Below are 18,741 nucleotides of genomic sequence, written 5' to 3' on the forward strand. Positions count from 1 at the left end.
CCTGCTACAGATGGTTATAGGCGGTCTCGACCTTGAGCATGTAGCGCGGCGCCTGCGCCGCCGGATGATGACGGCGTACGTGCCAGTGAAAGGCCTCCGGCGTCAGGCTGTTAATCATGGCGATGGCGGTCTGGCGGTTGGCGGAAAAGGTGCGCAGCAGGGCTCCGGCGCCGTTGGCGTAGGCCACCTCGGTGGCGTAGCGGCGGGTCAGAGGATCGTTGATCCAGTAGAGCTGCTGGTTTTGTAGCGCGCTGAGGTAGGCGGCGCCCAGTCGGATGTTGGTGACCGGATCGTACAGGTCGTCGCTGTCCGGACAGCCGCGCCGGCCCTGGTAGCGATAGGCGTCGCAGCCGGCGCCGTCCGCCTTGATCTGCATGAGGCCGATGGCATTGGAGGGGCTGACGGCGCTGGGATTGTAGCTGGATTCGACCTGGATGATCGCCTTGATAAGCTTAGGATCCAGGTTGTACTGGGACGCCGCCGCCTGGATGATGCCGTCGTAGGCCTGAGGGTTATAGCTGGCCGCCGGGCGGTGGTGGCGGCTGGAGCAGCCGGCCATCAGCAGCAATAGCAGGCTGCCGCAAAGAAGAAAAATGCGCTGTGAGGTCTGAGTCATGAGGCTGTGTTCCGCAAGTGTACGCGTCACGCGGGGTCGACGCCCGCCGCGCTGGCCGTCTGTCGCCGCCCGATGAGGGCGCGTGCGCAGCGTGACCGGTGGCGGGATTGCCTGGCGTTTTCACGTATCGTCCGCCGCCGCCGCGGCCTGTTCTCCCTGTGACCGGGCGCCGGGCGGGGAGCCCGGTGGGCCGGATAGCGCGATCATAGCGTGAACGCCGCAGCAGATCACGGTGCGAATTGTAACTTTACTCAACTGGCGCTCAGGGTGATCCGGTCGTAGCCGCGCCAGCGGTAGTTGAGCAGCGACAGCAGCCAGAACAGGATGAAACCGCCGATGACCCAGAAGCCGGCGTTGCCCATCTTGTCATTGAGGCTGCCGATCATCTGCCAGAAGCCCCCCTGCAACTGCAGGCTATCGGCGATAAGCCCCAGCGCCTCCAGGCCACCGATGATCAGCGCCACGGCGACCGAGGCGGCGGTGATGGTCATGTTGTAGTACAGCTTGCGGATCGGGTGGGAAAAGGCCCAGCCGTAGGCGCCGACCATGACAAAGTTATCCAACGAATCCACCAGCGCCATACCGGCGGTAAACAGCGCCGGGAATACCATCAGCGACCACAGGGAGAGCCCGTGGGTCGCGGCGGAGGCTGAAATCCCCAGCAGGCCGACTTCGGTGGCGGTGTCAAATCCCAGGCCGAACAGGAATCCCACCAGGTACATGTGCCAGCTGCGGGTAACCAGACGGAAGGTGCGGTGGAACAGCCGGGTCATCAGCCCACCGGGCAAGGCATCATCCATCTGCAGGCTGTCGGTATCGGCTCCGGGGTGGGTGATCCGCCGGAATTGGCGCCAGACCCCCAATAGGATCAGCAGGTTCAGCAGCCCCATCGCCAGCAGGAACAGCGCCGATACGGCGGTACCGATCAGCCCGCCGTACTGATGTAGGGCATCGATGCGATCGCGAAACGCCATCGACGTCAGCACGATGGCCAGACAGGCCAGAATCACAATGGTGGAGTGGCCCAGGGAGAAGAAGGCGCCGACGCCGAGCGGTTTTTTCCCCTGCTGCATCAGCTTGCGGGTGACGGCATCGATGGCGGCGATATGGTCGGCGTCCACCGCGTGGCGCAGGCCAAAGCCGTAGGCCAGCAGCGCTGCGCTCATCATGACGGCGTGGTGGCGAAAGACGCAAAAGGCCCAGATCCAGGCGGCGAGGTTGGCTGCGATCAGCAGGGCCAGCAGCGCCAGCCCTCGTTGTTTGCTCGAGTACTCTGCCATGTGCTGTGTTCTCCCGTGGCGCCGACGGCGTCGATATGATGAGGGGAAGGCGGTGGGGAATGTTCGCAGACCGTCCGTTACGGGAGGGGAATGTATGATATTTTTGTAAAATTGTCATACCTCTAAACGTATAAGTTTGTTACGAACGGCGTGATAAATGTTACGCCAGCGGTGCCCCATGGCCAGCCGTCTATGGCATAGTGGACGTCATGCTCGGGGATATCCAGCGCCGCCCGCCGCCGCGGGTTTAGCACAGAGAGGAGTGAAGATGAAACAGATGACATTGGGCGTTGATGGCCCGCAGGTCTCCGCCATCGCGCTGGGCTGCATGCGCCTGACCGAGCTGGATGACCGCCAGGCCGCCAGCCTGATCGACCATGCGCTGGCGCTGGGGATCAACGCGTTCGATCACGCCGATATCTACGGCGGCGGGGAGTGCGAGCGCCGCTTTGCCCGCGCGGTCCGTCTGAACGGCGCGCAGCGGGAGGGGCTCTTTATTCAGTCCAAGTGCGGCATTCGCCGCGGCTACTATGATTTCTCCTTCCGCCATATTATGGCGTCGGTGGACGGTATCCTGCAGCGACTGCAGTGTGACTATCTGGATATGTTGCTGCTGCACCGTCCCGATGCGCTGGTGGAGCCGCAGGAGGTGGCCGAAGCGTTCGATCGCCTACAGGCGAGCGGCAAGGTCAGGGCCTTTGGGGTATCTAACCACGCGCCGCTGCAGATGGCGCTGCTGCAGAAGTTTCTGGCTCAGCCGCTGCGGGTGAACCAGATGCAGTTTGGCATCGCCCACTGCGGTATGGTGCGCAGCGGGATCAACGTCAATGTGCAGGGCGACGCCGCCGTCGATCGCGACGGCGATACGCTGAACTACTGTCGCCTGCATGACATTACCCTGCAGGCCTGGTCGCCGTTCCAGTTCGGCATGTTCAGCGGCGTGTTCCTGGATCATCCTGACTTTGCGCCGCTGAACCAGACGCTGGCGGCGATCGCCGCCCACCACGGCGCCAGTAAGACCACGCTGGCGACGGCCTGGATCCTGCGCCACCCGGCGCAGATGCAGGTGGTAGCCGGCAGCATGAATGCGGAGCGGCTGACGCAGATTGCGCAGGCGTGTGCGCTCAGCCTGAGTCGTGAGGAGTGGTATCAGATTTATCTGGCGGCGGGTAACCCGCTGCCGTAAGCGTGCGACCCGCCGCCGCGCGGTGGGTCTGCTCCGGCGAGGATGTCGTACGACGGCGGCCGGACCTATAGGATTTTGCTTGAATTCTCGGGTAACCCCGGCAAAGGGTCGCATTTATCCAGCAAGCTAATTATGATGACTGGCGTAAGAAGAAAAGGCCGGTGTATCGGGTGCCATGTGACGTGGTTAATGTATCGGCGATGTGCGGCGCGCTGCGCCGTACCGTCCGGGGGAAGGTGTAATGTCTGACTTGGAAGTACAGCTGCGTAATTCATTGGCAGCGCTGGACGATCTGAAATCAAGCTTTGAACAGCAGCGCCTGGCGTGGCAGCAGGAGTGTGAGGGCATGCAGCTGCAGCTGGCGCAGGCGCGTCAACGCGAGGCGGCCCTGCTGCAGCAGAGTGAGCAGCTGACCCGTAAGCTGGTCGATCTGGGCTCGCTGCCGGAGAACAATGGCCTGCTGCGCCAGTTCAAGATCGTGGGCAGCCATATCGAGGCGCTGGCGCGCGATGCGGCGGCGTTTAATGCGTATCTGGCCACGCTGGGCGCGCAGGGCTGCGACCGTCCCTGAGCGACGGGTCTCCATGCCGGACCGCGTCTGCGGTCGGCCCCTTTCCCCCGTTTCTTTCCTCTTTTTCCTCGCCTGCCGCGGTTAGCGGACTGAGAACAGTTGGTTTAACTCTGTTACATCTTGTTTTTGCGCCGTTAGCCATTTTTACGGTTAATAACCCTTGCTTACTGCAAGCGATGTTTCTTCGGCCGCCTGGGCGGTGCGGTATACAACATAAGAAGGTATTTATGGAAGGTATTAGTATTACCAAGCTTCTGGTCATTGCTGTGCTGATCGTATTGCTGTTTGGTACCAATAAGCTGCGTACGCTGGGGTCCGATCTCGGGGCGGCGCTGAAGGGGTTCAAAAAAGCGATGAACGACGAGACGCCGGCGGCCAAAAAAAGTGACGGCGCAGAGGCGGCGCCCCGGGTAGAGAATAAAGAATAATCCGGATATTCGGGGGGCTGGCCAAGGGGCCGCGCTCCGGAATCGGGGGAAGAAGGAACATCCCTAAGTTGTAACCAGTTTTGTCAACGGCAGTCTGGCAGGGCTGATCCGATCAGCCCTGCGCTGCGTTTGCGCGCGCTTACTTGACCTCCATGCCCTGAGCCTGCAGGTCGGCATGGTAAGAAGAGCGGACAAAGGGGCCGCAGGCGGCGTGGGTAAAGCCCATGGCCAGCGCCTCGGCCTTCATGTCGGCAAACTCCTCCGGGCTGACGTAGCGCTGCACCGGTAGATGGTGGCGGCTTGGCTGCAGGTATTGCCCCAGCGTCAGCATCGTGACGCCGTGCGCGCGCAGATCGCGCATCACTTCGATAATTTCCTGATTGGTCTCTCCTAGCCCTACCATCAGCCCTGACTTGGTCGGGATCTGCGGATGCTGTTGCTTGAACTGCTGCAGCAGACGCAGAGACCATTCATAGTTGGCGCCCGGGCGCACCTGGCGGTACAGCCGCGGAATGTTCTCCAGGTTGTGGTTGAACACGTCCGGCGGATTGTCCTGCAGCAGCGCCAGGGCGCGATCCATGCGGCCGCGGAAGTCCGGCACCAGGGTTTCGATGCGGATCTGCGGGCTTTTGGCGCGGATGGCGCGGATACAGTCGGCAAAGTGCTGGGCGCCGCCGTCGCGCAGATCGTCGCGGTCAACGGAGGTGATCACCACGTAGCGCAACCCCATGTCGGCGATGGTCTGCGCCAGCTTTTCCGGTTCGTTGGCGTCGGGCGCCAGCGGGCGGCCGTGGGCCACGTCGCAGAACGGACAGCGGCGGGTGCAGATGGCACCCAGGATCATAAAGGTGGCGGTGCCGTGGTTGAAACACTCGGCCAGGTTGGGGCAGGAGGCCTCTTCGCACACGGAGTGCAGACCATTCTTGCGCATCGCCGCCTTGATACCCTGAATTCGGCTGGAATCGGCCGGCAGTTTGATCTTCATCCACTCCGGCTTGCGCAGCATCTGTTCACGCTCAACGGCGACGGACTTCACCGGGATCAGGGCCATCTTGTCTGCGTCGCGGTATTTCACGCCGCGTTCCATCTGAATTGGTTTACTCATAGTCTTGCGGATTCCACTGGCTGTGCTCAAGCCGGGTATAGCCGAGCAGTTGGGTAAAATGGTGCACCAGACGGGGCTGAACCTGCGTCAGGGTTACCCCCGGGCACAGGGCGCTGACCTGGGTCATCTGCAGGCCGGCGTAGCCACAGGGGTTAATGCGCTGGAAAGGGGAGAGATCCATGGCGACATTCAGCGCCAGGCCGTGGAACGAACACCCCTTGCGGATGCGCAGGCCGAGGGAGCAGATTTTCTGCCCGTCAACGTAGACGCCCGGCGCATCGGGGCGCGGATAGGCCTGAATATCCAGCTCTGACAGGGTGCGCACCACGCTCTCTTCAAGCCAACTGACCAGCTCGCGCACGCCGCGGTGGCCGCGGCGCAGATCGAGCAGGACGTACATCACCTGCTGTCCGGGGCCGTGATAGGTGACCTGGCCGCCGCGATCGCTCTGGATAACCGGAATATCGCCGGGATTGAGCAGATGCTCAGCCTTGCCGGCCTGCCCCTGGGTAAACACGGCGGGGTGCTCCACCAGCCACAGCTCGTCCGGCGTATCGGCGTCACGGCGATCGGTGAAGCGGTGCATGGCCTGCGAGACGGGGAGATAGGGCTGCAACCCCAGCTGACGCAGTATGAGGCTATCTTGTTGCAATGGCGTCATCTTTAGGTTAAAAAATTGGTAAGGCCATTATACCGACTGTCGCCCTGACTCACCAGTGCCGAATCGGCAAAAAAGCGCGGCCCGGTAGGCTATAACGCCATACCGGGCCGCGATAAATGCTGTATTTTAGTTAATTAACTGTGATTACAGAACCATGCGCACGATTTCAATGTTGCCCAGTTCTTCATACAGCGTCTCAACTTGCTCAATGTGGGTCGCATTGATGGTGATGGAAACGGAGTGGTAGTTCCCTTTGCTGCTCGGCTTAACCTGCGGGGTGTAGTCACCCGGCGCATGGCGCTGTACCACTTCAACAACCTGATCAACCAGCTCAGGCTGTGCCAGTCCCATGACTTTATAGGTAAACTCGCACGGGAATTCGAGCAGTTCATTCAGTTTGGTTTTCATGTGAGCTCCAGCGTATTGCACTATCTACAAATTATAACTCCCGCCGTAGCGGGAGTCTTGCTTACTGATCAAATGGGGCCGACGACGCCCTTTTCAAGGGGCTGGCCACAGATTAACCAAACCAGCGATGAAACAGCAGCTTGATATGATCGATCATCCGGCTGAAGAAACCACCCTCTTTCACTTCGTTCAGCACCACCAGCGGGCGCTGCTCGATGGTCTTGCCGTCCAGCTGGAAGTTGATCGTACCGACCACCTGATCCTTGGCCAGCGGGGCATCCAGCTCGTTACTGTTCAGCACATAGCTGGCCTTGAGATCTTTCATCCGTCCGCGCGGGATGGTCAGGTAGACGTCTTTATCGACTCCCAGCTGGGCGCGGTCGGTGTCACCGAACCAGACCGGCTCAGAGGCGAACTCACGCCCGGCCTTCAGCGGCGAGACGGTTTCAAAGAAGCGGAAGCCCCAGGTCAGCAGCTTCTTGCTCTCAGTCTCGCGTCCCTTAAAGGTGCGGCCGCCCATGACGGCGGAGATCAGGCGCATGTTGCCCTCGGTCGCCGAGGCCACCAGGTTATAGCCCGCAGAGGCGGTATGGCCGGTTTTGATGCCGTCCACGTTCATGCTGGTATCCCACAGCAGACCGTTACGGTTGGTCTGGCGGATGTTGTTATAGGTGAACTCTTTCTCTTTGTAGATGGCGTACTCATGGGGGACGTCGCGGATCAGCGCCTGGCCGATCAGCGCCATGTCGCGGGCGGAGCTGAACTGCCCCGGCGCGTCCAGGCCGTGTACCGTCTCAAAGTGGGTGTTCTGCAGACCCAGCGCCTTCACGTAGCTGTTCATCAGGCCGACGAAGGCGTCCTGGCTGCCGGCGACATAGTCGGCCATGGCGACGCAGGCATCGTTACCGGAGACCAGGTTGATCCCGCGGATCAGGTTCCCCACGGAGACCTGATCGCCCGGCTTGAGGAACATCAGCGAGGAGCCCTGGAACACCGGGTTGCCCGTCGCCCAGGCGTCTTTGCCGACGGTGACGACGTCATTCTCACCGAACTTGCCCGCGCGCATCGCCTGTCCGATGACGTAGCTGGTCATCATCTTGGTCAGCGAGGCCGGATTACGTCGCTCGTCGGCGTTGTGCTCCGCCAGCACCTTGCCGGAGTTGTAGTCGATCAGAATATAGGCTTCGGCATCGATTTGCGGCACGCCCGGGATCATGGTCTTCAGGTTAACGTCGTCGGCGCGGGCCGCACCGGTGAGCGCCACGGCCAGCAGACCGCCGGCGACAGCGTATTTCAGTGTTTGGGAAGCAACTTTGCGTTTCATGATGGGGACTACAACATCCGTGAATTAAACAGTGACAAACGAGCCACACTATAGCAGATGGTACGCTAAGGCATAGCGTGGCAATGGTTTTTTACACAATCAATATGTGTATAAGTGTTGCATGGCCCGCGACGGGCGGGCCAGCGTCAGCAGGCTCAGGGCGCCGTGGCAATGAACGACTGTTGCCCGGCCTCGCTGCTCAGCCGCTGCTGCAGCGCGCTGGCCTGCGCGCGGCTGGCAAACGGCCCCAGCTGGACGCGGTAGAGGGCGCCGTTTGCCTCGACTTTGCCGGGGACGCCGAAGCGTTGGCTCAGCTGCTGCTGCCACTGGGCGGCGCGCGAATGGCTGCTGACGGCGCCGACCTGCACCAGATAGTGGCCGCTGGCCGCGGCGTGGCTCGCGGCGGCCGGTGCTACCGCTGCGCTGGCGGGAGCCGGGGGGGCGACCGGGGCGGCGGCAACCGGGGCGTTCTCTTCCAGCACGCCGCTGCGCAGCGGCTGCGGTGCACCGAGGAAGCTACCGCTATGGCTGGCGGGGACGCTGACCGGCATGCTCTGCCCAGGCGCGGCCTCTGCCGTCGGCGCCAGGCTTGCCGGCGTCGGATTCTCGATGGCGCGGACCGTTGGCTGGCCCGCCGTGGCGGAGGGGCTGACGGTGAGCTGCGGGCTCTCCATGCCGATCGTCGGGCGGGCCGGCAGGGCATAGCTCTGCTTGGCGACCCGGGTGCCGATGGTGCCCGGCCCGGACAGGCTGCCGTCCGGCGCGACGTTGATAAAGTCGATGCGCACCTTGGTATGCTGGGTAATGTTCAGGCGGTTGGCGGCGGCGGTCGACAGATCGATGATGCGCCCCGGGGTATAGGGGCCGCGGTCGTTAATCCGCACCACGATGCGGCGGCCGTTGGCCAGGTTGGTTACCCGCACGTAGCTGGGGATCGGCAGCGTCGGGTGGGCGGCGCTCATCGCCTCCGGGTTGAACTGTTCACCGCTGGCGGTGACGTTGCCGCGGTTTTCTTCGCCGTAGCTGGCCGCCAGGCCTATCTGGGAGAAGTTGGACGGATCCTTGACGATGGTATAGCGCTGGCCGTTACGGCTGTAATCCTGATTGGCGCTGGGAATGGCGGGCTCATAGCGCGGTTCGGCGCCTGGGATCTCTTCGACCGGGCCGCTGTAGGCCGGCTGCGGCGGCGCCTGGATCACGCCGTCGTCGTTGGTGGAACAGCCTGCCAGGATCAGACAGGCCAGGCTCAGGCTGAGCCAGGATTTGTGCGCCATTCTCATCGCGACCTCTATAGATTCTTGGATAACATTTTGCGATGGGTATGGATCGACATCACGATGCCAAATCCGGCCATCAGTACGATCAGCGCCGAGCCGCCGTAGCTGACCAGAGGCAAAGGTACGCCAACCACCGGTAAAATGCCACTGACCATGCCGATATTAACGAAAACATAAACGAATAGAATCAACATTAAACCGCCGACCATCACCCGGCCGAAGGTGGTCTGGGCGCGGGCGGCGATATACAGTCCGCGCATGATGATCAGCAGGTACAGCGCCAGCAGCAGCAGTACGCCGAACAGCCCCAGCTCCTCGGCCAGCACGGCGAAGATAAAGTCGGTGTGGCGCTCCGGCAGGAACTCCAACTGCGACTGGGTGCCGTGTAGCCACCCCTTGCCGCTCAGGCCGCCGGAGCCGATGGCGATTTTTGACTGGATGATGTGGTAGCCGGCGCCCAGCGGGTCGCTCTCTGGATCGAGCAGCATCATCACCCGATCGCGCTGGTAATCGTGCATCAGGAAGAACCACAGCACCGGAATAAAGGCGGCCACCAGCAGCACCGCCAGCCCGATCAGGCGCCAGCTCATGCCCGCCAGGAACAGAATGAACAGCCCGGAGGCGGCGACCAGGATCGAGGTGCCCAGGTCCGGCTGGGCGGCGACCAGCAGGGTCGGCAGGAAGATCAGGATCAGTGCGATGCCGGTGTGCTTGAGCGACGGCGGGCAGACGTCGCGGTTGATAAAGCGGGCCACCATCAGCGGTACGGCGATTTTGGCGATCTCCGACGGCTGAAAGCGCACGAAGCCCAGGTCAAGCCAGCGCTGGGCCCCTTTACTGATCTGGCCGAAGGCGTCCACCAGGATCAGCAGGATGACGCAGAGGATGTACAGATAGGGCGCCCAGTGTTCGTAGACGCGCGGCGGGATCTGCGCCATGACGATCATGACCAGCAGGCCCATGACGATTTGGCCGATCTTGCGCTCCATCATGCCGACATCCTGGCCGCTGGCGCTCCACATGACGACGGCGCTGTAGACCAGCACCGCCAGAATGCAGAGCAGGAAGGGCAGGTCGATATGCATCTTGGCCCAGATTGAGCGTTTTTGTTGATTCTCAGTCATGGTGAATCCGTATGCCTGTCAGTCGCCCTCCACGCCGGGTGGCGTGGGGGCTGCATTGGGAAGCTGGGTATTGTTGTCGCCCAGCATGATGTGATCCAGGATCTGGCGCATGATGGTGCCCACCGCCGGGCCGGCGCCGCCGTTCTCCAGAATGATGGCCACCGACACCTGCGGGTTGTCATAGGGGGCGAAGGCGGTCATCAGCTTATGGTCGCGCAGATGCTCGGCGATGGTATGCGCGTTGTAGGTCTCGTAGCCGAAGACCTGGGCGGTACCGGACTTGGCGGCGATTTTATACGGGGCGCTGCCAAAATACTTGTAGCCGGTGCCGTTGGGCCGGTTGGCCACGCCGAACATGCCATCTTTGGCGATCTCCCAGAAGCCGGAGTGAATATCGCCTATCTGCTGGCTCTCCTGCTGGCGGAACGGCACCAGCTGACCGTTGATGCGGGTGCTCATCAGCAGGTGTGGCACCTTGACGTTGCCGTCGTTGATCAGGGTGTTGAGCGCCTTGGCCATCTGGATCGGCGTCGCGGTCCAGTAGCCCTGGCCGATGCCGACCGGGATAGTGTCACCCTGATACCAGGGTTTCTTGTAGCGCTTGAGCTTCCATTCGCGGGTCGGCATCAGGCCGGAGCGCTCCTCGGACAGATCGATACCGGTATACTGGCCATAGCCGAACTTGGACAGCCACTCGCTCAGGCGGTCGATCCCCATGTCATAGGCCACCTGGTAGAAGAAGGTGTCTGCCGACTCCTCCAACGCCTTGGTGACGCTCAGCCGCCCATGGCCCCACTTCTTCCAGTCGCGAAAGCGCTTCTCTGATCCGGGCAGCTGCCACCAGCCGGGGTCGAAGAGGGTGGTATTGCGGGAGATCACGCCGGCGCTGAGCGCCGAGACCGCGACGTAGGGTTTGACCGTCGAAGCGGGAGGATAGACCCCCTGGGTGGCGCGGTTGATCAGCGGCCGGTTGGGGTCGTTGAGCAGGCCGCGGTAATCCTTGCCGGAGATGCCGTCGACGAATAGGTTAGGGTCGTAGCTGGGGGTGGAGACCAGCGCCAGGATCCCGCCGCTGCGCGGATCGCTGACCACCACGGCGGCGCGGCTGCCGACCAGCAGCTGCTCGATATAGCGCTGCAGGTTGAGATCCAGCGTCAGGTAGATATCTTTACCCGCCTGGGGCGGCTGCTCGTGCAGCTGGCGGATCACCCGCCCGCGGTTGTTGACCTCCACCTCTTCATAGCCGGTTTTGCCGTGCAGCACATCCTCATAGTAACGTTCGATGCCCAGCTTGCCGATGTCGTGGGTGGCGGCGTAGTTGGCCAGCTTCCCCTCTTTATCCAGACGCTCGACGTCTTTGTCGTTGATCTTGGAGACATAGCCGATGACGTGGGTCAGGGCGGAGCCGTAGGGGTAGTAGCGACGCTGGTAGCCCTTGACCTCAAAGCCGGGGAAGCGGAACTGGTTGACGGCAAAGCGGGCCACCTGCACCTCGCTGAGGGCGGTCTTCAGCGGAATCGAGGTGAAGCGCCGCGAGCGCTTGCGCTCCTTCTGGAAGCTGTCGAGATCCTCGTCGGTCAGATCGACGATCGGGCGTAGCGCATCGAGCTGCGCTGTCATTCCGTCGACCTTTTCGGGGATCACCTCCAACTGGTAGATGGTGCGGTTAAACGCCAGCGGGGTGCCGTTGCGATCGTAGATCATGCCGCGGCTGGGGGCGATGGGCACCAACTTGATGCGGTTTTCGTTAGAGCGCGTCCTGTAGTCTTCAAAACGCAGAATTTGCAGGTGGTACAGATTGGCGAGCAGTACGCCGGTCAGCAGCAGTACGCCGACGAAGGCGAACAGCGCACGACGGATGAACAGGGCGGACTCTGCCGAATAGTCACGAAAGGGGTTACGATCTAGTTTCATTCCGTTCCGTCATGCTCAGGCGTACTGCCGGGATTAACATCATTGCCGGCGTGGCCGGCAGGCGATTACTCACGATGATAAGGGTGATTGGCCGTAATGCTCCAGGCCCGGTAGAGGCTTTCGGCCACCAGCACGCGCACCAGCGGGTGCGGCAGGGTCAGGGGCGACAGAGACCAGCTCTGTTCGGCGGCGGCCTTGCAGGCGGGCGCCAGCCCCTCGGGACCGCCGATCAGCAGGCTGACGTCGCGCCCGTCCTGCTTCCAGCGCTCCAGCTGTCCGGCCAGCGTCGGGGTATCCCAGGGTTTGCCGGTAATATCCAGGGTGACAATGCGGTTGCCTTTGCCGACCGCGGCCAGCATCAGCTCGCCTTCTCGCTCCAGAATGCGGCGAATATCGGCATTCTTACCGCGTTTCCCGGCCGGAACCTCGGTCAGTTCAAACGGCATATCCTTGGGAAAGCGCTTAATATAGTCGAGAAAACCGGTTTGTACCCAGTCGGGCATTTTGGTGCCGACCGCCACCAGCTGCAGTTTCACCGCATCAGCTCCACAGCTTTTCCAGTTCGTACAGACGACGGCTCTCTTCCTGCATCACGTGCACGATGACGTCGCCGAGATCGACCACCACCCATTCGGCGCCGTTCTGGCCCTCTACGCCCAGCGGCAGCAGGCCGGCGGCGCGCGACGACTGTACCACGTGGTCGGCAATGGAGATCACGTGGCGGCTGGAGGTGCCGGTGCAGATGATCATGCAGTCAGTAATGCTGGATTTGCCGCAGACGTCGATGGCGACGATATCCTGGCCCTTCAGATCATCGATCTTATCAATAACGAAATCTTGGAGTGCTTTACCTTGCAAAGGTTCCCCCTCATCAATAGGTCTTAAATTTATGCTGTTATATCAAGCATGACTCCCCACGCGGCGCCCGATGCGCCCCGCGAGGGGCGCACGCCGGCGAGCGGGGCGAGAATACGTTGCTGCGGAGGATATCAGCCTGCAAATCCCTGTCAATCACCGAAGGGGCGAAAGGGGACGCTTCAGCGGTAGAGCCCCTGCAGCTCGATATAGCGTTGTACCGCGCGCGGCAGCAGATCGTCGCAGCTGATCCCTAGATGGCGGCGCTGGCGGATGTCGGTGGCCGAGACCGACAGCAGCGGCGTGTTGGCCAGATAGATACAGCCGTGGGGCCGGCGGTGCAGACGCTGAACGTCGCGGGTGCGGTGCTGCTCCAGCCAGTCCTGCAGCGCCGGGGTGTCCAGCCGGTCGGGATAGCCGGGGCGGGCGCAGACCAGCAGGTGGCAGCAGCGCAGAATGTCCTGCCAGCGCTGCCATCTGTGCAGGGTCAGCAGGGAGTCCTGGCCGATGATAAAGGCCAGCGCTCTCCGTGGGCCCAGCTCGGCGCGCAGCGCCTCCAGGGTGTCGATGGTGTAGGAGGGGCTGGCGCGGCGCAGCTCGCGATCGTCGACGGAGAACAGCGGATCGTCGGCGATGGCCAGACGCACCATCTCCAGGCGCTGGGCGGCGCAGGCCTCCGGCTGCGGCCGGTGCGGGGGAACGTGGTTGGGCAGCAGGGTGATGTGGCCGAGCCCTACCTCCTGCGCCAGCGCCGCGACCGGCTTGAGGTGGCCATAATGAATGGGATCGAAGGTGCCGCCGAACAGCGCCAGTAGGGACGGCGCCGCCGGCTGGGATTCACTCGGCATGCAGCATACTCTCCGGCAGCATCTTGCCGCACAGTAGTAGGGTCAGGGACTCCAGCTGGGGCCATACGGATTGGCCGAAATCCTGTTTGATTATCTGTTCGCACTGGCTCAGCAGCGCCACGGCCTGGTGCAGCTGGGTCAGCGAGAGGGTTTGCAGCGCCTGGGTCAGCAGCGGGCGGCGGTTTTGCCACACCTTATGCTTATCGAACAGCGTACGCAGGGGCGTCTGCGCCGCGCCCTCCTTGAGCTGCAGCAGCAGCAGCAGCTCGCGCTGTACGGTGCGCACCAGCACCACCGGCTCGCAGCCCTCCTGGCGCAGCTGGTTCAGTATATGCCAGGCGCGCTTGCCGCGCGCCGCTAAGCAGGCGTCCAGCCAGTGGAACGGCGAGAAGTGGGCGGCATCGTTGACCGCCTGTTCGACGCGCGGCAGGGTCAGCCGTCCGTCGGGGTAGAGCAGAGAGAGTCGCCCCAGCGCCTGGGAGAGCGCCAGCAGGTTGCCCTCGTAGCAGTAACAGAGCAGCTGTAGCGCCGCGTCGTCGAGCTGCAGCTGCATCTGGCGCGCGCGGTTGGCGACCCAGCGCGGCAGCTGGGTCTGCTCCGGTGTCTGGCAGCTGACCAGGGTGGCCTGCGGGCTGAGCAGTTTATACCAGGCCGCGTTTTCCTGGGTGCGGGTCAGGCGCGGGCCGCGCAGCAGCAGCAGCAGATCCGGGTGGAGCAGGGCGGCAAGCTGGCTCAGACGTTCGCCCATCGCCGCATTGACGCCGTTGTCCGGCAGGGTCAGGGTCAGGATTTGGCGGCTGGCGAACAGGCTCATCGACTGGGACTGGCTGAACAGCGCATCCCAGTCGGTGTGGGGATCGAGGGTGACGCTGAACTGCTCGTCAAACCCGTGGGCGCGGGCGCGCTGGCGGATCAGATCCAGGCTCTCCTGGATCAGCAGCGGCTCGTTGCCCAGAATGAAGTAGCAGGCGCGCAGCCCATCCTGCAGCTGTGCGCCGAGCTGTTCGGGGTAAATCCGGCTCATTTCACCGGCTGTCCGGCCTGCGCGGCCGGTGCAGCGATAACGCCGGTGTTGACCCGGTCAAAGTCGTTGCTGCCCTGTACCTTGGGCGCGCTGACGTCGCTGCTCATCCGGCGGTCGTTGTTTTGCAGCTCGGCGGCCTGAATGCTCATCAGCTTACGCACCAGCTGCTGCGCGGCCTGTCGATACATCTCCTGTATCAGCATCGCTTGTTCGGCATCCTTGGCCAGCGCGGCCAGCGGGTTGTCGAAGAAGCTGCGGTAGACGCGCACCGTCAGCGGATAGAGATCGTGGCCGCGCACCAGCACCTGAGCGCTGACGGTCATCACCATTTGGTACTCCGCCGTGACCCCGTCTTTAAAGATAGAGACGGTGTCCTGGCTCTGGGTGACGCCGAGCAGCCGCAGGGAGGGTAGCGGCGTGGCCGCCTTGTCCGCGCCCGCGCTGGCGACGCTACCCTGCGGCGGCAGGCTCTGCGCATCGACGATGGTGACATTGTTCAGGCGCAGCTGCTCGCGCACCGCGCGGGTGAAGGGGCCATACGGGTCGTTGCTGTCGAGGATCAGCTGATGAAACTCGCTGGGAACCTGCGCGCTGCCGCGCAGGTGGAATCCGCATCCGGCGGTGACCAGCACCGCCAATCCCAGCAACAGCGCAGTAATACGGTGTTGCACACGTCCTCCTAGGCTCACCCGACAACCAGGTTGAGCAGTTTGCCCGGCACAAAGATCACCTTGCGTACGGTGACCCCGTCGAGGTACTTGGCGACCAGCGGCTCCTGCGCCGCCAGCGCGCGCACCTGCTCCTCGCTGGCGTCGGCGGCAACGGTGATCTTACCGCGTACCTTGCCGTTGACCTGCACCACGATCAGCTTGCTGTCTTCGACCATCGCCGCGTTATCGGCGACCGGCCACGGCGCGACGTCGATGTCGCCGGTGCCACCCAGCGCGTGCCACAGGGTGAAGCAGACGTGCGGGGTAAACGGATACAGCATGCGCACCACGGCCAGCAGGGCCTCCTGCATCAGGGCGCGATCCTGCTCGCTCTCCTGCGGGGCACGGGTCAGCTTGTTCATCAGCTCCATCACGGCGGCGATGGCGGTGTTGAAGGTCTGGCGGCGGCCAATGTCGTCGCTCACCTTGGCGATAGTCTTGTGCAGATCGCGGCGCAGGGCTTTCTGGTCATCGTTCAGCGCCGTCAGGTCGAGCGCAGCGGCCGGCCCTTTCTGCTGGTGATCGAAGGCCAGTTTCCAGACGCGTTTCAGGAAACGGTTGGCCCCCTCGACGCCGGACTCCTGCCACTCCAGGGTCATCTCCGCCGGGGAGGCGAACATCATGAACAGGCGGACGGTGTCGGCGCCATAGCGCTCCACCATTACCTGAGGATCGATGCCGTTGTTCTTCGACTTGGACATCTTGCTCATGCCGGCGTAGACCAGCTCGCGGCCGTCGCGATCGGTCGCCTGGGTGATGCGGCCCTTGTCGTCACGCTCGACGGTGACATCCACCGGCGAGACCCAGTTACGCTCGCCGTTGGCGCCGGTGTAGTAGAAGGCGTCCGCCAGCACCATGCCCTGGCACAGCAGGCGCTTGGCCGGCTCGTCGGAGTCCACCAGACCCGCGTCGCGCATCAGCTTATGGAAGAAGCGGAAGTACATCAGGTGCATGATGGCGTGTTCGATGCCGCCGACGTACTGATCGACCGGCAGCCAGTAGTTGGCGGCCTGCGGATCCAGCATCCCCTGGTCGTACTGCGGGCAGGTGTAGCGCGCGTAGTACCAGGAGGACTCCATGAAGGTGTCGAAGGTGTCGGTCTCGCGCAGCGCCGGATGACCGTTAACGGTGGTCTTCGCCCAGGCCGGGTCGGCCTTGAGCGGGCTGGTGATGCCGTTCATGACCACGTCCTCCGGCAGGATCACCGGCAGTTGGTCTTCCGGCGTTGGGATCACGCTGCCGTCTTCCAAGGTCACCATCGGGATCGGGGCGCCCCAGTAGCGCTGGCGGGAAACCCCCCAGTCGCGCAGGCGGTAGTTGACCTTGCGCTCGCCGACGCCGGCAGCGATCAGGCGGTTGGCGACGGCGTCGAAGGCGGCGCTGAAGTCCAGACCATCAAATTCGCCGGAGTTGAACAGCACGCCTTTGTCGGTCATGGCGGCGGCGCTGATGTCCGGCGCCTGACCGTCGGCGGTCAGGATCACCGGCTTCATCGGCAGGTGGTACTTGGCGGCGAACTCCCAGTCGCGCTGGTCGTGGGCCGGAACGGACATCACCGCGCCGGTGCCGTAGTCCATCAGCACAAAGTTGGCGACCCAGATAGGCAGACGCTCACCGCTGAGCGGGTGGATGGCGTACAGGCCGGTGGCCATGCCTTTCTTCTCCATGGTCGCCATGTCGGCCTCGGCAACCTTGGTGTTCTTGCACTCGTCGATGAACTGCGCCAGCGCCGGGTTGTCGGTGGCGGCCTGCTGGGCCAGCGGGTGCGCGGCGGCGATGGCCAGGTAGCTGACGCCCATGAAGGTGTCCGGGCGGGTGGTGTAGACGGCGAAGGTGTCATCGCGATCGGCGACGCAGAAGGTGATCTCTACCCCTTCAGAGCGGCCGATCCAGTTGCGCTGCATGGTCTTAACCTGCTCCGGCCAGTCTTCCAGCTTGTCGAGGTCGTTGAGCAGCTGATCGGCGTAGTCGGTGATCTTGATAAACCACTGCGGGATCTCTTTGCGCTCGACCTTGGAGTCGCAGCGCCAGCAGCAGCCGTCGATGACCTGCTCGTTGGCCAGCACGGTTTGATCGTTCGGACACCAGTTGACCGCAGAGGTCTTCTTATAGACCAGACCCTTTTCATACAGCTTGGTGAAGAACCACTGCTCCCAGCGGTAGTAGTCCGGCTTACAGGTGGCGATTTCGCGGCTCCAGTCGTAGCCGAAGCCCAGCAGCTTCAGCTGGTTCTTCATGTAATCGATGTTGGCATAGGTCCAGGGGGCCGGCGCGGTGTTGTTCTTCACCGCCGCGCCTTCCGCCGGCAGGCCGAAGGCGTCCCAGCCGATGGGCTGCAGCACGTTTTTGCCCAGCATACGCTGGTAACGGGAAATCACATCACCGATGGTGTAGTTACGGACGTGGCCCATATGCAGTCGGCCGGAGGGATACGGCAGCATGGAGAGGCAATAATATTTCTCTTTGCTGTCATCTTCGGTGACCTGGAAGGTTTTCTGTTCATCCCAGTGGCGCTGGACGTGGGATTCAATGTCCTCTGGACGATATTGCTCTTGCATGGCAGCTGGAAGTCCTGTTAGTAAAACAGCTACACCTGTAGCCTGATATGTGATGGTGATCGGCATAGGATAGCCGATAAGCGTCGCGGGCAACAACCGCCGAGCGCGCCGGCGGTGAATTCTTTCCCCCGTCGGCTTACCCCGGGTGCCGTTTTGTTACATACGCTACGTGAAGATCACAGTCTGTCAATGAATTACGGCTAAAATATAACGGGGATAGCGCTTATCCGCGCGCGGTGAGCGGGATCTCGAGCGTCCTGATATGCGCTATATGCAGTTTTCACGCGGGCCACCGCAGGGGGCCGGCCAGAGATGTTCTGACGCGGTGCTGAACGGAGGTAGGAGATGAGCAAGGTAACGCACTATTATCAGCTGTGGCTGGCGGCGTTGACCGAACGCCTAGAGAAGGGGGAGCGCGATATCGATGCGCTGCTGGAGAGCGCGGAGCAGCAGCTCCGGCACGCCAGCGATCTGAGCGAGGCCGATATTGAACAGATCCGTCAGGCGATGCGCCGCGATCTGGAGGAGTTTGCCCGCGCCTATCAGGATAGCCGCGATGAGATGGAAGACAGCGTGTTTATGCGCGTCATCAAGGAGAGCCTGTGGCAGGAGCTGGCCGATATTACCGACAAAACCCAGCTGGAGTGGCGCGAGGTGCTGCAGGATGTGAACCACCACGGCGTTTATCACAGCGGCGAGGTGGTTGGCCTGGGGCACCTGGTGTGCGAGAAGTGCCACTTTAACCTGGATGTGTATACCCCGGAGATCCTGCCGCGCTGTCCGCGCTGCGGCCACGATCAGTTTCACCGCCGTCCCTTCCGCCCCTGAGGGCGGCGGCATCGTGACTCACCG

At 62.7% G+C, this 18,741-nt stretch carries 19 protein-coding genes; 4 read left to right on the forward strand and 15 right to left on the reverse strand.

Going from position 1 to position 18,741, the window contains the following annotated elements; all coding sequences use genetic code 11:
• Positions 1 to 4: 4 nt before the first annotated feature.
• A complete protein-coding gene (locus QY76_RS07200) occupies positions 5 to 616 on the reverse strand; it encodes a transglycosylase SLT domain-containing protein (RefSeq protein WP_034164153.1) in 612 nt (203 codons plus the stop codon).
• A 251-nt stretch (positions 617 to 867) separates the two neighbouring features.
• Entirely contained in the window at positions 868 to 1,896 is a 1,029-nt protein-coding gene (locus tag QY76_RS07205; RefSeq protein ID WP_034164154.1) for a HoxN/HupN/NixA family nickel/cobalt transporter, read from the reverse strand.
• Between the two features lie 268 nt (positions 1,897 to 2,164).
• On the opposite strand from QY76_RS07205, the gene QY76_RS07210 reads away from it, so the two are divergent.
• The 3 genes from QY76_RS07210 (at position 2,165) to tatE (ending at position 4,081) form a co-directional block, all read left to right on the forward strand.
• Positions 2,165 to 3,082 carry an aldo/keto reductase family oxidoreductase gene (locus QY76_RS07210; RefSeq protein ID WP_034164155.1) on the forward strand — a complete coding sequence of 306 codons (918 nt, stop codon included), beginning with the start codon at positions 2,165 to 2,167 and terminating at the stop codon, positions 3,080 to 3,082.
• A 241-nt stretch (positions 3,083 to 3,323) separates the two neighbouring features.
• Positions 3,324 to 3,653: a hypothetical protein gene (locus tag QY76_RS07215; protein ID WP_034164156.1), complete on the forward strand. Its 330-nt coding sequence runs from the start codon at positions 3,324 to 3,326 to the stop codon at positions 3,651 to 3,653.
• A 227-nt stretch (positions 3,654 to 3,880) separates the two neighbouring features.
• On the forward strand, positions 3,881 to 4,081 hold the full coding sequence (gene tatE, locus QY76_RS07220; protein WP_012849478.1) for a twin-arginine translocase subunit TatE: 201 nt from the start codon (positions 3,881 to 3,883) through the stop codon (positions 4,079 to 4,081).
• 139 nt (positions 4,082 to 4,220) lie between these two features.
• Here tatE and lipA read toward each other — a convergent pair whose 3' ends face one another.
• From lipA to leuS, 13 genes are all read right to left on the reverse strand, one after another.
• Positions 4,221 to 5,186 (reverse strand): lipoyl synthase, encoded by a 966-nt coding sequence (lipA, locus tag QY76_RS07225; RefSeq protein ID WP_034164157.1) that lies wholly within the window; start codon positions 5,184 to 5,186, stop codon positions 4,221 to 4,223.
• Positions 5,179 to 5,847, reverse strand: coding sequence for a lipoyl(octanoyl) transferase LipB (gene lipB / locus QY76_RS07230; RefSeq protein WP_034164158.1), 669 nt, complete (start codon positions 5,845 to 5,847; stop codon positions 5,179 to 5,181). Before lipB ends, lipA begins: the two co-directional genes overlap by 8 nt.
• A 144-nt stretch (positions 5,848 to 5,991) precedes the next feature.
• Positions 5,992 to 6,255 (reverse strand): DUF493 family protein YbeD, encoded by a 264-nt coding sequence (gene ybeD / locus QY76_RS07235; RefSeq protein WP_012849475.1) that lies wholly within the window; start codon positions 6,253 to 6,255, stop codon positions 5,992 to 5,994.
• A gap of 112 nt (positions 6,256 to 6,367) precedes the next feature.
• A complete protein-coding gene (dacA, locus tag QY76_RS07240) occupies positions 6,368 to 7,579 on the reverse strand; it encodes a D-alanyl-D-alanine carboxypeptidase DacA (protein WP_034164159.1) in 1,212 nt (403 codons plus the stop codon).
• A 155-nt stretch (positions 7,580 to 7,734) separates the two neighbouring features.
• The gene (rlpA, locus tag QY76_RS07245; protein ID WP_045425826.1) at positions 7,735 to 8,859 is read right to left on the reverse strand and encodes an endolytic peptidoglycan transglycosylase RlpA; all 1,125 of its coding nucleotides are present in this window, start codon (positions 8,857 to 8,859) and stop codon (positions 7,735 to 7,737) included.
• Between the two features lie 8 nt (positions 8,860 to 8,867).
• Positions 8,868 to 9,980 carry a peptidoglycan glycosyltransferase MrdB gene (mrdB, locus tag QY76_RS07250; RefSeq protein WP_012849472.1) on the reverse strand — a complete coding sequence of 371 codons (1,113 nt, stop codon included), beginning with the start codon at positions 9,978 to 9,980 and terminating at the stop codon, positions 8,868 to 8,870.
• An 18-nt stretch (positions 9,981 to 9,998) separates the two neighbouring features.
• Positions 9,999 to 11,894, reverse strand: a complete 1,896-nt coding sequence (gene mrdA / locus QY76_RS07255) for a peptidoglycan DD-transpeptidase MrdA (protein ID WP_034164161.1) — start codon at positions 11,892 to 11,894, stop codon at positions 9,999 to 10,001.
• A 65-nt stretch (positions 11,895 to 11,959) separates the two neighbouring features.
• Positions 11,960 to 12,430: a 23S rRNA (pseudouridine(1915)-N(3))-methyltransferase RlmH gene (rlmH, locus tag QY76_RS07260; protein ID WP_045425829.1), complete on the reverse strand. Its 471-nt coding sequence runs from the start codon at positions 12,428 to 12,430 to the stop codon at positions 11,960 to 11,962.
• A 4-nt stretch (positions 12,431 to 12,434) separates the two neighbouring features.
• On the reverse strand, positions 12,435 to 12,752 hold the full coding sequence (gene rsfS / locus QY76_RS07265; RefSeq protein ID WP_034164162.1) for a ribosome silencing factor: 318 nt from the start codon (positions 12,750 to 12,752) through the stop codon (positions 12,435 to 12,437).
• Between the two features lie 179 nt (positions 12,753 to 12,931).
• Positions 12,932 to 13,597 (reverse strand): nicotinate-nucleotide adenylyltransferase, encoded by a 666-nt coding sequence (nadD, locus tag QY76_RS07270; protein ID WP_034164163.1) that lies wholly within the window; start codon positions 13,595 to 13,597, stop codon positions 12,932 to 12,934.
• Positions 13,587 to 14,621 carry a DNA polymerase III subunit delta gene (gene holA, locus QY76_RS07275; RefSeq protein ID WP_034164164.1) on the reverse strand — a complete coding sequence of 345 codons (1,035 nt, stop codon included), beginning with the start codon at positions 14,619 to 14,621 and terminating at the stop codon, positions 13,587 to 13,589. The genes nadD and holA overlap by 11 nt, the downstream gene beginning before the upstream one ends.
• Positions 14,618 to 15,292 carry an LPS assembly lipoprotein LptE gene (lptE, locus tag QY76_RS07280; RefSeq protein ID WP_034164165.1) on the reverse strand — a complete coding sequence of 225 codons (675 nt, stop codon included), beginning with the start codon at positions 15,290 to 15,292 and terminating at the stop codon, positions 14,618 to 14,620. The genes holA and lptE overlap by 4 nt, the downstream gene beginning before the upstream one ends.
• A 14-nt stretch (positions 15,293 to 15,306) precedes the next feature.
• Positions 15,307 to 17,889 carry a leucine--tRNA ligase gene (gene leuS / locus QY76_RS07285; protein ID WP_034164166.1) on the reverse strand — a complete coding sequence of 861 codons (2,583 nt, stop codon included), beginning with the start codon at positions 17,887 to 17,889 and terminating at the stop codon, positions 15,307 to 15,309.
• Positions 17,890 to 18,234: 345 nt separating this feature from the next.
• Between leuS and QY76_RS07290 the strand changes: the two genes are divergently transcribed.
• On the forward strand, positions 18,235 to 18,717 hold the full coding sequence (locus tag QY76_RS07290; protein ID WP_045425832.1) for a zinc ribbon-containing protein: 483 nt from the start codon (positions 18,235 to 18,237) through the stop codon (positions 18,715 to 18,717).
• Positions 18,718 to 18,741: the final 24 nt, after the last annotated feature.

Source organism: Edwardsiella sp. EA181011 (assembly GCF_000800725.1).
In the GTDB taxonomy this organism is placed as follows: domain Bacteria; phylum Pseudomonadota; class Gammaproteobacteria; order Enterobacterales; family Enterobacteriaceae; genus Edwardsiella; species Edwardsiella anguillarum.

What these genes read in the sequence shown, in the direction of transcription:
- QY76_RS07205 (WP_034164154.1), bottom strand. Translation starts at nt 1,896, where the DNA reads ATGGCAGAGTACTCGAGCAAACAACGAGGGCTGGCGCTGCTGGCCCTG.
- holA (WP_034164164.1), bottom strand. Translation starts at nt 14,621, where the DNA reads ATGAGCCGGATTTACCCCGAACAGCTCGGCGCACAGCTGCAGGATGGG.
- QY76_RS07200 (WP_034164153.1), bottom strand. Translation starts at nt 616, where the DNA reads ATGACTCAGACCTCACAGCGCATTTTTCTTCTTTGCGGCAGCCTGCTA.
- dacA (WP_034164159.1), bottom strand. Translation starts at nt 7,579, where the DNA reads ATGAAACGCAAAGTTGCTTCCCAAACACTGAAATACGCTGTCGCCGGC.
- rlpA (WP_045425826.1), bottom strand. Translation starts at nt 8,859, where the DNA reads ATGAGAATGGCGCACAAATCCTGGCTCAGCCTGAGCCTGGCCTGTCTG.
- QY76_RS07290 (WP_045425832.1), top strand. Translation starts at nt 18,235, where the DNA reads ATGAGCAAGGTAACGCACTATTATCAGCTGTGGCTGGCGGCGTTGACC.
- mrdA (WP_034164161.1), bottom strand. Translation starts at nt 11,894, where the DNA reads ATGAAACTAGATCGTAACCCCTTTCGTGACTATTCGGCAGAGTCCGCC.
- mrdB (WP_012849472.1), bottom strand. Translation starts at nt 9,980, where the DNA reads ATGACTGAGAATCAACAAAAACGCTCAATCTGGGCCAAGATGCATATC.
- ybeD (WP_012849475.1), bottom strand. Translation starts at nt 6,255, where the DNA reads ATGAAAACCAAACTGAATGAACTGCTCGAATTCCCGTGCGAGTTTACC.
- leuS (WP_034164166.1), bottom strand. Translation starts at nt 17,889, where the DNA reads ATGCAAGAGCAATATCGTCCAGAGGACATTGAATCCCACGTCCAGCGC.
- nadD (WP_034164163.1), bottom strand. Translation starts at nt 13,597, where the DNA reads ATGCCGAGTGAATCCCAGCCGGCGGCGCCGTCCCTACTGGCGCTGTTC.
- tatE (WP_012849478.1), top strand. Translation starts at nt 3,881, where the DNA reads ATGGAAGGTATTAGTATTACCAAGCTTCTGGTCATTGCTGTGCTGATC.
- QY76_RS07215 (WP_034164156.1), top strand. Translation starts at nt 3,324, where the DNA reads ATGTCTGACTTGGAAGTACAGCTGCGTAATTCATTGGCAGCGCTGGAC.
- lipA (WP_034164157.1), bottom strand. Translation starts at nt 5,186, where the DNA reads ATGAGTAAACCAATTCAGATGGAACGCGGCGTGAAATACCGCGACGCA.
- QY76_RS07210 (WP_034164155.1), top strand. Translation starts at nt 2,165, where the DNA reads ATGAAACAGATGACATTGGGCGTTGATGGCCCGCAGGTCTCCGCCATC.
- lipB (WP_034164158.1), bottom strand. Translation starts at nt 5,847, where the DNA reads ATGACGCCATTGCAACAAGATAGCCTCATACTGCGTCAGCTGGGGTTG.